This window comes from Chlamydia ibidis 10-1398/6, assembly GCF_000454725.1.
Classification (GTDB): domain Bacteria; phylum Chlamydiota; class Chlamydiia; order Chlamydiales; family Chlamydiaceae; genus Chlamydia; species Chlamydia ibidis.
Map to the genome: position 1 here is coordinate 260,294 of NZ_APJW01000002.1, position 12,651 is coordinate 272,944.

Here is a 12,651-nt window from a genome sequence, read left to right on the forward strand (position 1 = left end):
GAATTGGCCATTCTTAACTAGCTACGCATTTAAAATCACTTCTAATCTACAGAAAACATCAATTGTCGATTATGCAAAAAAATGTAAATCATATCTATTACCATAACCACTAGATAAATAAGAGACTTAAGCAATACTTTCGCCTTAATTCTCGTAATTATTATTTTTTCCAACTATCTTCGGTAAGTATTTTCTTAAAGTCAGACACACAAAAACATTTCACTTAAGAGAATTGCAATGCATGTTAATTGCTCTCAAGCTACCAAAATAGCGTTCTCATTACATAACTGTAATACTATTGATCTAAAAGTTAAAATCGCTTTGATAGCTTTATGTTCTATAACAGCAGGACTGATTATTCCTGTAATTATTCTCACCAATTTATACTCTTTTAATCTTATCCCGGTAATTTGCCTATCTAGTTTAATCGGGAGTGTAATAACCTCCTTAGGGATATACTGTGGTTATAAATTACAGACTCGCTCCAATCTTAATCAAATGATACTTAAAAAAATAAACATAAGCTTGCATACATTATTTAACTCTATATTAGAAGAATTTGAAAACTATTCTAACATTAAATTGTCTCAAGACAAAAAGAAAGAGCTTATATTTGTTCGAGAATCTTCTTTATTTTTAAAACAAAGCGATACATTCCAGAAACTCCTTAAAAACATGGAAGATGACTACCTCAAGTTACCAGAAACTAGTGACACAAGTTCAAATAACACACAGATACTCCTAAAAGAAGCGAATAGAACACGATTACGCCTTGAGAAATTACAGCACATTACATCAAGGATGAATAAAAATATTCTAACAAACCGTCACGACTATTTAGACTACAAGACACTATTGAATAGCATCCAATCGATATTTCTCATTTATTTCTCACAAATTTTCGAGGAAAATAAGGAAATAGCTGCCTTTTGTTCCTTTACATCTGAAACTTGCCAAGAATTTCTGAAACAGCCTACAACTCCCTTGTTAGAGGCACTAGAATCCACGAGTACATACTCAAAAAGATCTCTGAAAGATCTGATATTCGAAACACTGGACTCTATCACTATGTGCCAACAATCTCTATCAACCGCAAATCATATTTCTGAAGAAGAGGGGCTAAAAGATACTTTATTACCAGCTATCAAGAAAACAAGAGATAATCTTAACAAACTATGCAAACATGTAAACTACTTAGCAAAAGTGAACAAGGCATCTCAGATTAATATGGAGAATAAAAAACAAATCATTCTTCGTAATCTGTCGGAAAAATTCAATCAGGTTGTCCGATCTATAGGGTGCATAAAAATCCTCTGGCAAAAGCAATCAAAAGCTAATTAAGAAGAAGATTTTCAGGAACTGTAGATAAAGATGCGTACTTCCCGCCTAAATCCTTGAGCACCAAAGACCAAAGATCTTCAGGGTTTGGCGAAAAAACATACTCATACTTCCCTGGAGCTAGAAACCAAATACCATCTAAAAACTCTCTTTCTAACTGGCCTGCTTGCCACCCACTATAGCCAAAGCATAAGTTAATATTTGCTCCACTTTCGTTAGATGCTATCTCTTGAAGAAAAGTTAAATCGCCTCCAAGATAGACTGAAGGGCATATCTCCAATGTTTGTTCAGGGATTTCTGAACAAGAATGTAGAAGCATCATTTGATTAGCTTGCAGAGGTCCTCCCATGCAAAATCTCATATTTTCATTCGATACCTTCTCAACAGAAAAAATATCTTCAGATATCTCTAGACCAAGTGTTTTATTTAAAATCAAACCAAAAGAACCGTTTAAACTATGTTCACATAGTAGAATCACACTACGTGTATAGACTCCTTGATCCATATCAGGAGAAGCTACTAATAAAGCTCCTTTTTCTAAAATTGCGTAAGGGATTCTACTCATATGTACTCACGTTTTCATTTTCATTCCTGATAAGCTGTAACAGCCTCAAATACTGATTGCACACAAAGAATAGGAACTTTCTGTGCTAATGCTAAGGGAATACTGTCGCTAGGACGCGCATCGATATCGACAATATGAACAAACTCCCCTTGTTGCTGTTCTAAAAATAATCGAGTATAAAAAACATTGTCCTTATAATCGTTGATTACCACTCGAAGCGCATGAATATCGAATCCTGAAAAAACAAAATTCAAAACATCGTGAGTTAAAGGGCGTTGCAAAGAAATACCAGAAGAATCTTCCTGATGAAATGCTTGCCCCATAGCGACATGACCATAGATAGCAAATTTTTTTTCCTCCGTCCCTAGGATAATCCCCGCATAGTGACAAAAACTCACCAACTTATAAAAGTTAAGTAAAACTAAAGGGGTATCTTGCAACAACTCTTTTTCTAAGCTCATATGTTAATCAATCTTTTTCTCAGTAATACTACCATCAGCATGTCCAATCCATACTTCAGTGTTTGCTATAACAAACCCGACATCAATTACACCACGAATTTGTAACATCTTTGCTAGATCTTCTTCTGGATTAGGATAAAAATTAGGAGAGTGCACCATATAAATATAGTTGCCATTGTCCGTCACGAAATAATGATTATCATACTGCCGCCTCCAATCTCCTTCATAACCAAGATCTTTTAACCTACTTATGGTAGCCTGACAACCAAATGGGCTAATTTCTACAGGGACACCAAAATTGCCCAAGGTAGAAACAACTTTACTTTCATCAACTAGGATAATAGACCGAAGACTCGATTGAAGCAGTATCTTTTCTCGAAATAACGCACCTCCTCCACCTTTAATCATACGAAGTTGTAGATCAACTTCATCTGCCCCGTCAATCGTGAGATCTAATGAAACGAAAGCCCCCTGTTCCAGCAAAGGAATTCCTAGTTTCTTGGCTAAGCTATGCGACTGAGAGGAAGAGGCTACAGCAGAAATATCCAAATCTTCATGCTGCATTCTTTCACCAAGCAATTGAATGAACTCTCTAGACGTCGACCCGCTTCCCAACCCAAGACACATTCCATTAGAGACAAGCGAGACTGCTGCACACGCTAATCGTTTTTTTATATGCAAGTAATGATCTTCTTTCACAAACTTTCTATAAATCAGGTTTATTTTAAAAAATGCGACACTTTTTTCTTAATTTTGAAAAAAAGATACTCCCATCCTAATATATTTTTTCCAGAAGGTCAAATACCACCACCTAAAAATACCAACAAACTAATCACCAATAAGGCATTAATTTTTATGGAAATCTATTGTCAACATTCTACAAACTGTCATTTTTAATCGTTTCATAATTTGTGATTAGTATGTTGATTGCGGATTTGCTTGCTTATTTAGATACTTTGCTGTCCCCCGCGGAGTTCATCGACTATGCTCCCAATGGGCTACAAATTGGAAAAGAGAGTTCTCCCGTTAACAAGATAGGAGTTGCAGTATCAGCAGATTTAGCAACGATAGAGGCTGCTGTACAAAATGAATTAGACACCCTCATTGTACATCACGGGATTTTTTGGAAGAATATGCCCTATCCTCTAACTAATTCTCTTTACGACAGAGTGTACTGTTTGATCAAGCATAACATACAGCTTCTCGCGTACCATCTACCCTTAGATGCTAATACAAAATTGGGAAATAATTGGAGGGTAGCTTGTGACTTAAAGTGGGAGAATTGTGAAAATTTTGGCAGTACATTTCCTCAACTGGGTGTAAAGGGCCGCTTTCCTAGAATGCATGTTCGTGATTTCATAAGCCTTCTTTCAGATTATTATAATACCCCAGTCAAAGCAGTAGCGCTAGGAGGAGAAGAATACGTGTCTTCGGCTGCCCTTGTCTCGGGAGGAGCGTACAGAGAGATAGTAGAAGCTGCAAAAAATAAAGTGGATTGCTTTATTACTGGCAATTTTGATGAACCAGCATGGTCAATGGCAATTGAAAACAAAGTTAATTTTATTGCTTTTGGGCATACTCAGACAGAAAAAATAGGGCCGATGGCATTGGCATCACACTTAGAAAGCAGCCTACGAATCCCAACCATGTTCTTAGATACTAAAAATCCTTTCTAAGACAAGCTCCCTCATTTTTTCCATGCAGAAAAATTTATGTTCTAAGAATATCTTCCAGATTTTTAAACTGTCTTCTACTTCTTTGTAGAAGCAGTTTGAAATAACAATTACGTCTGGATGGTTTATGAGCATAGAATTGAAGAATCGCAGTATCCCGTTAAGGAAAGATGTCCCTATTGCTGATTGTTGGGATACAACTCCCCTCTATCCAAATAGAGAATCGTGGCAGCAAGATCTTGAAGAATGCAAAGATAAATCAAATGGTATTGCAATTTGGCCTAATTTGTCTTCCTCTCATTATAATTTGGAAGATTCAGCATCTTTACACTCTCTACTAAAGACACTATTACTATTAGAGCGGAAGCTAGACAAGCTATATACTTACGCTCATCTAATACATGATCAAGACATTACTAATTCCGAGGGAATTGCTGATCTAAAATCAGTTACCCATCTGTTCACAAAGTTCGGAGAAGAAGTATCATGGATCCAACCGGCGTTAATCGCACTTCCAGAATCTATCATCAAACAGCACTTGACATCTCCTTTACTTGCTCCTTACCGATTTTATTTAGAAAAAATATTCAGAATGGCTATACATACCGGGACAGCAAGAGAAGAAAAGATTCTAGCCTCAGCTTTCCCTGCTTTAGAAGCAACAAATAAAACCTTCTCTTCATTGAGTGACTCAGAGATTCCATTCGGAGAAGCTATTGATTCTAAAGGAACAAAACATCCGCTATCTCATGCCTTAGCCTCTCTTTACGCACATTCCTCAGATCGCGAATTAAGAAAGAGTTCTTATTTTGCACAATGTCAAAGATATTATGACTACCGCCATACCTTTTCTAATCTTTTAAATGGCAAGATACAAGCACATCTTTTTAATGCAAATGCTAGAAATTATTCCTCATGCTTAGAGGCAGCGTTATTTCATAATAATATTCCTTGCAGCGTATATACAAATTTAATTGCAACGGTCAAACAAAACACTTCACTCATTACAGAATACTTCAATTTAAAAAAGACAGGATTACAATTAAACGAATTTCATTTTTATGATGTCTATGCACCACTATCTGAATCAAAAACATCTAGTTATAGCTATAAAGATGCTGTTCAAATAATTTGTAATGCACTACAACCTCTCGGCTCTGAATATGTTTCTATACTAAGAAACGGACTAACTGAGCAGAGATGGGTTGATAAATACGAAAATTGTAATAAAAGATCCGGTGCCTATTCCTCAGGATGTTATGATAGTTATCCTTATATTCTTTTGAATTATACAGGTTCTCTTTATGATATTTCTGTGATTGCGCACGAGGGTGGTCATAGCATGCATTCTTACTATAGTCGCAAGAATCAGTTATTCCATAATGCCCAATACCCCATTTTTTTGGCCGAGATTGCTTCAACCTTAAATGAAATGCTTCTCATGGATTTCTTACTAAAAAGAAGCGAATCTAAAACGGAAAAAATCACCATTATTACTCAGTGTTTGGACACTATATTCGCCACTTTATTCCGACAAACCTTGTTTGCTGATTTTGAATATCAAATACATTCAGCTGCAGAAAAAGGCATACCTCTTACAGAAGAATTCTTGTCAGAATGCTATAGCAGTTTACAAAACGAGTTTTATGGAAAAGTAGTTACCCCAGACTCGCTATCAGGGATAGAATGGGCTCGGATTCCTCATTTTTACTATAATTTCTATGTTTATCAGTATGCAACAGGAATTGTGGCCGCTCTATGTTTCGCAGAAAAAATTCTCAATAAGGAACCCGATTCTCTTGATCTTTATCTTAAATTTCTAAAAAGTGGTGGGTCTGACTTTCCATTGAACATCCTCAATGATTCTGGATTAAATATGGCCACAACTGATCCAATGAGCAAGGCTTTTTCCTTTATCAAGAAAAAAATTCACGAACTATCTACCTTACTCTAAAAACCCTAAAAAAAATAGCACTTAGACTGCTTAAGTGCTAAAATTATTGCAAAAAAACAAACTCTTTGTTATGTTTCTCGTGAAACGACAAAGTCTCTTAGAACATGAAACATAAGGAGCTTATTATCATGTCCGATCAAGCAACGACTCTCAGAATTAAACCCTTGGGTGACAGAATCTTACTCAAAAGAGAAGAAGAGGATTCTACAGCTCGTGGTGGTATTATTTTGCCAGACACAGCCAAGAAGAAACAAGATAGAGCAGAGGTTCTTGTTCTAGGCACTGGGAAACGAAATAAAGATGGCGAAGTAGAGCCTTTTGAAGTTCAAGTAGGTGATACTGTTTTGATTGACAAATACGCTGGTCAAGAGCTCACTATTGATGGCGAAGAGTACGTCATTGTTCAGGCAAGCGAAATTATGGCAGTCCTCAAGTAGAATATTTACAATTAGATTGCATACAGTTAACGAGAACTAAGGAGCGTCGTGATGGCAGCAAAAAACATTAAATATAACGAAGAAGCTAGAAAAAAAATCCACAGAGGGGTGAAAACTCTTGCTGAAGCTGTTAAAGTAACTTTGGGGCCTAAAGGTCGTCATGTTGTTATTGACAAAAGCTTCGGATCTCCCCAAGTGACTAAAGATGGCGTAACAGTAGCCAAAGAAATTGAGCTCGAAGATAAACATGAAAACATGGGAGCTCAAATGGTAAAAGAAGTTGCCAGCAAAACAGCGGATAAAGCTGGTGATGGAACTACGACAGCAACAGTATTAGCCGAAGCTATTTACAGCGAAGGCTTAAGAAACGTAACAGCTGGCGCAAATCCTATGGATTTAAAAAGAGGTATTGATAAGGCTGTAAAAGTTGTTGTAGATCAACTAAAAAAAATTAGTAAGCCAGTTCAACACCACAAGGAAATTGCCCAAGTGGCTACCATTTCTGCAAACAACGATCCAGAAATTGGGAACCTCATTGCAGAAGCAATGGAAAAAGTAGGTAAGAACGGCTCTATCACTGTAGAAGAAGCTAAAGGCTTTGAAACAGTACTAGATGTTGTTGAAGGAATGAACTTCAATCGTGGTTATTTGTCGAGTTATTTTTCTACCAACCCCGAAACTCAAGAGTGTGTTTTAGAGGATTGTTTGATTCTTATTTATGATAAAAAGATTTCAGGAATCAAAGACTTCCTTCCAGTTCTACAGCAAGTAGCTGAATCTGGTCGTCCTTTGCTCATCATAGCTGAAGATATCGAAGGTGAAGCCTTAGCAACGTTAGTGGTCAATAGACTACGTGGAGGATTCAGAGTATGTGCAGTTAAAGCTCCTGGATTCGGTGACAGAAGAAAAGCAATGTTAGAGGATATTGCTATTTTAACTGGCGGTCAGTTGATTAGCGAAGAATTGGGGATGAAACTCGAGAATACTTCTCTATCCATGCTAGGAAAAGCTAAGAAAGTTATTGTCTCTAAAGAGGACACAACAATCGTGGAAGGCTTAGGAGATAAGACTGATCTCGAAGCTCGTTGCGAAAGCATTAAAAAACAAATCGAGGATAGCACATCCGATTACGATAAAGAAAAATTACAAGAACGTTTAGCAAAACTTTCTGGTGGTGTTGCCGTAATTCGTGTTGGGGCTGCCACTGAAATTGAAATGAAAGAGAAAAAAGATCGTGTTGACGATGCTCAACATGCAACCCTAGCTGCGGTAGAAGAGGGTATTTTACCTGGTGGAGGGACAGCACTAGTACGTTGCATCCCCACTTTGGAGGCATTCTTGCCAATGCTAACAAACGAGGATGAACAAATCGGTGCACGAATTGTTCTAAAAGCACTCTCTGCCCCATTAAAACAAATTGCAGCCAATGCAGGGAAAGAAGGAGCTATCATCTGTCAACAAGTTCTTTCAAGATCTGCCAACGAAGGTTACGATGCCCTACGCGATGCATATACAGATATGATTGAAACAGGCATTCTTGACCCAACAAAGGTTACTCGTTCTGCTTTAGAAAGCGCAGCTTCTGTTGCAGGTCTACTCTTAACAACAGAGGCCCTAATTGCAGATATTCCAGAAGAGAAAACCGCATCTACTCCTGCAATGCCAGGAGCCGGAATGGATTATTAATCTTAAGTGGTTATATTTCTATTCATCGAATCCCTGCTTTTCTCTACATAGAAAGCAGGGATTTTTTCATTTTCTAATATTAGTTTCTTCCTCTATCCTACCCACTAGATTAACTAAACTGTTCAATATACATGTTTAAAATCCTCAAAAATCTTGTTCTATTAGGATGTTGCGTGATTGGTTATTTTTGGATACGCAAAGAAACCTTAGTTGAACGTTGGTTATCATCAAAATTACATACTGAAGTATCCGTAGGCAGCATATCTCCTAGATTATCTGGAATGAAGATTCGACATCTATGTATTTACAATATAGCCCCACATGCAAAACTTCCCTATGCAGCAGAAATTGAGCATATAAACATTCGGTTTTCTTTGATATCGATGCTTTTATCCAAAAAAATAGAGATATCAGATCTACTAATTCACGGAGCAAATTTCTCAGTTTATTCTTATGAAGTGAATTCTCCAAAAACTAACTGGTTTCTTTTATGGAAGAATTTTTTTTCTGAGGAAAATCAAGAACCTTCTTCTCAGATTCTATCAACTAATCCATCAAAATTAGATAACATACCAGTGTTTATCAAAAGGTGCTTGTTTACTAATGCGCGAGTTCATAACGCTAAATCTTCTGATAAAGAGATCTCAGTTTGTGCAATTCCATCTATGGAATTTCATAGCAATTTAACAAAACAGATCGCCTTACCTAATTTAGGCACAGCTATTACATCTCTTCTTTATTTATCAGTGGAAGAAGGATTATACCATGCGAATCTTCCTAGCGATATTGTGAGACCTTTATCGAAGCAGGCTCATTTATTTTTTATTTCCTCACGCCCAAACTTTCAAGAAGATAGACTACTGTTCTCTGAACATTCTCCAAAAGCTAGAGAAGAAATACTTGAGTTTGTCCGAGATCTTTTCTTTCACTAGTCCGAATATCCTCCTTCGAGGATCTCCAAACATACAACTGATTCAAACTAAATTTGATACACCTCACGAGAGGTCATATCAAATGAAAACATATATTCCACACAAAACCTATTGACTTTTTTCACGTTTGTATTAAAATATTGATCATTAGTTGTTCCGGAGTAGCTCAGCGGTAGAGCAGTGGACTGTTAATCCATTGGTCGTTGGTTCGAACCCATCCTCCGGAGTTTATTTTTCTTCGCCTGTTTTTTTGGAGGCACCATGGAAGTTGTCTCTCGTGATGTCGTCAAAACTAGACAGGGTCTCTTATTAGATCAATGTATAAGTGTGTCTTTGCAGTCTTGCAATTTCTTGGCAGCAGTGTGTGTTAGTGTTGCCTTTGGCGTTGTAGTTTTTTTTACTGTAAGTTCTTATAGCCTTGCATGTGCAGGAATTGTCATTCCCCTTTTAATCTTATCCTTGGTGCTCTTGCTGGTAATACAAGCGCTAGCATGTATAGCGGGCTTTTCCCAACATCATGTTCCTGAGAAAACTTTCCTAAAAACACCAGAATTAAATAGTGAACCTATATTAGACAATGATTTGTTAGAAGAACTATCGGAAAGACTTTCTTATGATTCCGAAGTTCGGAAGCTTTCCAATCCTTATATTGGAGAATACCTCACAAATTCTTCCGAATGGGAAAGCTTTTTCATGAAATCTCCAGAATTTTTTCTTCAAAGCACTTTAAACTCTTGGACACTTACCACTAAAGGAAACCGCATTATTCTCACTCACCCCCAAGTAGGATTTCGTCTCACTATTGTAGAAAGAGGTATTGAGATTAATGAAGTTGAAAATGAATCTGTAGGCTACGTATACCAACTTCCAGAACACATTATTGCCAAATGTGATCTAAAAAATGGTCGTGCACATCCTATTCTCATGACTATAAAAAATAGAAATCATTATCTATGTTTTTCGCCTTCTTCTATTCCGCAAATTCCTTGCAGGAATGAAAACGAGATCCTCTACCAATTATTTCACAGTGCATTCTCGCAATATTACATTGTGCTTTCAGAAGCAGTAGCTACCAATGAAGTTATTTCCTTAGAGTTGATTAGGTCTAATACTAAACATCCCTTAGCACGTCCTATAGAACTATTAGCTTTCTTTTGTGCCATAGAACAGCTTAGATTTACTAAAAGAACAAAAATACAGACTACTTCGGTTATTTCCGAAAATCCGCAAGAGGTTGTCCCGTATCTTTTATCGCCTAAAGATTATTGGAAGATACTCGTAGAAAAACAAGGGTATACGTTCCCTATAGCCGCGTCTCCATTTGGTCTACTACCTAATGAAAAAACTGATACCACAGTTCTATTTAGGGATAATAAAGCACGATTTATGGTTACAAAAAACATAACTATAAAAAACATACTGGTTCAGGAACCCTATACGTTGATTGACTTAGTAAAAACATTCTGCTCACAATCATAAAATCTATATGCTGGGACACTCCAATTTTAGCAAATATGAAAAAAGCTCTTTTCTAAACCTATTTAAAACCTGATCATTCTTCTCCAATATCTCTCTAGTTTGAAGTATGTTGTAATCTTTCTTATGACATAAGTGAGGAAGATACTCTATATGCACTCCTGATAAAGTAACGACTCCCCTACCAACCCTCCTAGATATTATAGCTGCTGGATGATCAGGTAGATCTAAATAGTATGCTTCTATACATACTTCTGGGTAATCCCTAGCACTCTCAAAATAACAGCCTCCATTAAATAAAGCATACCCATGCGCTTGAATATTAGGAAAATTTAACATTGCAACCCGCACTCCAGTTGGCTCAGTATAAGAAAACGCAGGCTCCAAATAAGCGGGCCCCACAGCACAGCCAGGGAAAAATCCTAAATCCCTACCATCTACATACATTTTAGAATTAGGTTCTAGGAAACGTAAAGAACTCGCAGCAAAGTAGGCGCCAGCACAGATACCCAAATAACTTCCTCCTTCGCGAACATAGTTATCGATCCTTGCTGTTCCTAAACCATGTAGCTTTTCATAATAAGGGCGATCTGCTCCCCCAGGAATCACTAAAAGAGCTGCTAAATTCTCCCAATACAAATCATAAAGAAGGAAATTTGCATCAATGGTAGTAACTTCCAGATTACTATCGGAAGGAATACTCAGCCTCAACCATCGAACAACATGACGCAAATAATACGAGGAGACCCCAGTATCGCTATAGACATATATCTTTAATCTAGACACACAACTTCCTCTTTGACATACTTCGGATTATAGGCTTTGTTTAGATCCTTAACATATGGGAATACCTGAGATGATCGGAATAATCTCAGAGCATTCTAGAAAGTTAAATCCTTTCACAAAGAACCTCGAACCTTTAAAGGCTTACCATATACTAGGGATTGGGCCTTATTTATTGAGATATCGAAACAAATAATTTGCTCTTAGCATAACAAAGAAAACTATAAACCACACCAACCATAAAAATATGATTTTATGGTAGAATATCTTTACTAAAAAGATACATAACCCTGTAATTTAAGCAACTATGTTTCTAGGCAATACTCAAGCAGGACAAAATCGCAACACAACTGTAGGCATTTTCTATAGCCTTGTGGCATGTCTATATTGGGGAATCGTTTTTGTTATTCCAGATCTGTTAAGTTCTTTTCAGGAACTTGATATCGTCCTTGCTCGATATAGCGTTTTTGGCCTTTTCTCCCTAACTCCCTTACTTTGGAAACGTGAGAATATCTTTAAAAATATTTCTTCTAAAATTTGGAGAAAAAGTCTGCTTTGGGCCTTTCTTATCAATATTATTTACTACCTAGGGATTGCGCTAGCTATTCGTTATTCTGGAGGGTCTGTTACCATTATCATAGCGGGACTTGCACCCATAGCAATTTTATTCCACGCCAACTTTAGAAAAAAAACCGTCTCTAATTCATATCTTGCGTTTATTAGTCTGATCATTTTCTTCGGCGTAGTTCTGACAAATATTTCTGGGTTTCAAGCGGCTACAGAATCTAATCTTTTGCAATACTGTTTTGGTCTATTTTGTGTAACTTTTTCTACGTTAATCTGGGTAGGCTATATTGTATGCAACCATTCCTTCTTAGACACTAACCCTGATGTTTCTCCTGAAACTTGGTGCAAAATGCTCGGGATCAGCTCACTAGTTTTATGCCTTCCACTCATTATCGTCCTTGATACCCTAGGCATCACTAGCGTAGCAAAAAATATTATTGTCCATACACCATCCCATGAACGCTTTCTTTTCGTTATTCTCTGTGCAATAATGGGCATTTTCTCTTCTTCTAAAGCAATCACTGCCTGGAATAAAGCTAGTCTCCATCTGTCTCCCGCTCTTCTTGGAGCCTTACTAATATTTGAGCCTATATTTGGGCTTACCCTGTCCTATTTATATAAAAAGACACTTCCAACTATTCAAGAAAGCTTAGGTATTTTTCTTATGTTAGGTGGTAGTTTGTCATGTTTAATCTTATTCGGTAGGAAAAATATTCATAATTTGGAAGAAAAAAAAGAAACCTCGACCTCCTTGGAGCAGCCATAAATCTAGCCAAATA

At 37.0% G+C, this 12,651-nt stretch carries 12 protein-coding genes and 1 tRNA gene; 9 read left to right on the forward strand and 4 right to left on the reverse strand.

The window, feature by feature from the left end; translation table 11 throughout:
- Positions 1-237 precede the first annotated feature (237 nt).
- Positions 238-1,341 (forward strand): hypothetical protein, encoded by a 1,104-nt coding sequence (locus tag H359_RS03175; RefSeq protein ID WP_020370235.1) that lies wholly within the window; start codon positions 238-240, stop codon positions 1,339-1,341.
- Here H359_RS03175 and H359_RS03180 read toward each other — a convergent pair.
- The 3 genes from H359_RS03180 to rpiA are packed head-to-tail and all read right to left on the reverse strand — an operon-like array spanning position 1,334 to position 3,063.
- On the reverse strand, positions 1,334-1,903 hold the full coding sequence (locus H359_RS03180; protein ID WP_020370236.1) for a YqgE/AlgH family protein: 570 nt from the start codon (positions 1,901-1,903) through the stop codon (positions 1,334-1,336). The genes H359_RS03175 and H359_RS03180 overlap by 8 nt on opposite strands.
- A 20-nt stretch (positions 1,904-1,923) precedes the next feature.
- The gene (locus tag H359_RS03185; protein WP_020370237.1) at positions 1,924-2,364 is read right to left on the reverse strand and encodes a bifunctional nuclease family protein; all 441 of its coding nucleotides are present in this window, start codon (positions 2,362-2,364) and stop codon (positions 1,924-1,926) included.
- Between the two features lie 3 nt (positions 2,365-2,367).
- Entirely contained in the window at positions 2,368-3,063 is a 696-nt protein-coding gene (rpiA, locus tag H359_RS03190) for a ribose 5-phosphate isomerase A (protein WP_020370238.1), read from the reverse strand.
- A 221-nt stretch (positions 3,064-3,284) separates the two neighbouring features.
- Here rpiA and H359_RS03195 point away from each other — a divergent pair, with 221 nt between their 5' ends.
- The 7 genes from H359_RS03195 to H359_RS03225 all read left to right on the forward strand — a co-directional run bounded on the left by H359_RS03195 (position 3,285) and on the right by H359_RS03225 (position 10,525).
- Entirely contained in the window at positions 3,285-4,040 is a 756-nt protein-coding gene (locus H359_RS03195) for a Nif3-like dinuclear metal center hexameric protein (RefSeq protein ID WP_020370239.1), read from the forward strand.
- Between the two features lie 124 nt (positions 4,041-4,164).
- The gene (gene pepF, locus H359_RS03200; protein ID WP_020370240.1) at positions 4,165-5,991 is read left to right on the forward strand and encodes an oligoendopeptidase F; all 1,827 of its coding nucleotides are present in this window, start codon (positions 4,165-4,167) and stop codon (positions 5,989-5,991) included.
- A gap of 128 nt (positions 5,992-6,119) precedes the next feature.
- Positions 6,120-6,428 (forward strand): co-chaperone GroES, encoded by a 309-nt coding sequence (locus H359_RS03205; protein WP_020370241.1) that lies wholly within the window; start codon positions 6,120-6,122, stop codon positions 6,426-6,428.
- Positions 6,429-6,479: 51 nt separating this feature from the next.
- Positions 6,480-8,114 carry a chaperonin GroEL gene (gene groL / locus H359_RS03210; protein ID WP_020370242.1) on the forward strand — a complete coding sequence of 545 codons (1,635 nt, stop codon included), beginning with the start codon at positions 6,480-6,482 and terminating at the stop codon, positions 8,112-8,114.
- A gap of 131 nt (positions 8,115-8,245) precedes the next feature.
- Positions 8,246-9,046 (forward strand): AsmA family protein, encoded by an 801-nt coding sequence (locus H359_RS03215; RefSeq protein WP_035392056.1) that lies wholly within the window; start codon positions 8,246-8,248, stop codon positions 9,044-9,046.
- Between the two features lie 155 nt (positions 9,047-9,201).
- A tRNA-Asn gene (locus H359_RS03220) sits at positions 9,202-9,273 on the forward strand.
- Positions 9,274-9,307: 34 nt separating this feature from the next.
- Positions 9,308-10,525: a hypothetical protein gene (locus H359_RS03225; protein WP_021119585.1), complete on the forward strand. Its 1,218-nt coding sequence runs from the start codon at positions 9,308-9,310 to the stop codon at positions 10,523-10,525.
- A 3-nt stretch (positions 10,526-10,528) separates the two neighbouring features.
- Here H359_RS03225 and H359_RS03230 read toward each other — a convergent pair whose 3' ends face one another.
- On the reverse strand, positions 10,529-11,308 hold the full coding sequence (locus H359_RS03230) for a BPL-N domain-containing protein (RefSeq protein WP_020370247.1): 780 nt from the start codon (positions 11,306-11,308) through the stop codon (positions 10,529-10,531).
- Positions 11,309-11,612: 304 nt separating this feature from the next.
- On the opposite strand from H359_RS03230, the gene H359_RS03235 reads away from it, so the two are divergent.
- Positions 11,613-12,638, forward strand: a complete 1,026-nt coding sequence (locus H359_RS03235; RefSeq protein WP_020370248.1) for a DMT family transporter — start codon at positions 11,613-11,615, stop codon at positions 12,636-12,638.
- The last annotated feature ends 13 nt before the right edge of the window (positions 12,639-12,651 follow it).

Coding starts and splice junctions, on each gene's coding strand:
- H359_RS03175 (WP_020370235.1), top strand. CDS start 238: ATGCATGTTAATTGCTCTCAAGCTACCAAAATAGCGTTCTCATTACAT.
- H359_RS03180 (WP_020370236.1), bottom strand. CDS start 1,903: ATGAGTAGAATCCCTTACGCAATTTTAGAAAAAGGAGCTTTATTAGTA.
- H359_RS03185 (WP_020370237.1), bottom strand. CDS start 2,364: ATGAGCTTAGAAAAAGAGTTGTTGCAAGATACCCCTTTAGTTTTACTT.
- H359_RS03195 (WP_020370239.1), top strand. CDS start 3,285: ATGTTGATTGCGGATTTGCTTGCTTATTTAGATACTTTGCTGTCCCCC.
- pepF (WP_020370240.1), top strand. CDS start 4,165: ATGAGCATAGAATTGAAGAATCGCAGTATCCCGTTAAGGAAAGATGTC.
- H359_RS03205 (WP_020370241.1), top strand. CDS start 6,120: ATGTCCGATCAAGCAACGACTCTCAGAATTAAACCCTTGGGTGACAGA.
- groL (WP_020370242.1), top strand. CDS start 6,480: ATGGCAGCAAAAAACATTAAATATAACGAAGAAGCTAGAAAAAAAATC.
- H359_RS03215 (WP_035392056.1), top strand. CDS start 8,246: ATGTTTAAAATCCTCAAAAATCTTGTTCTATTAGGATGTTGCGTGATT.
- H359_RS03225 (WP_021119585.1), top strand. CDS start 9,308: ATGGAAGTTGTCTCTCGTGATGTCGTCAAAACTAGACAGGGTCTCTTA.
- H359_RS03235 (WP_020370248.1), top strand. CDS start 11,613: ATGTTTCTAGGCAATACTCAAGCAGGACAAAATCGCAACACAACTGTA.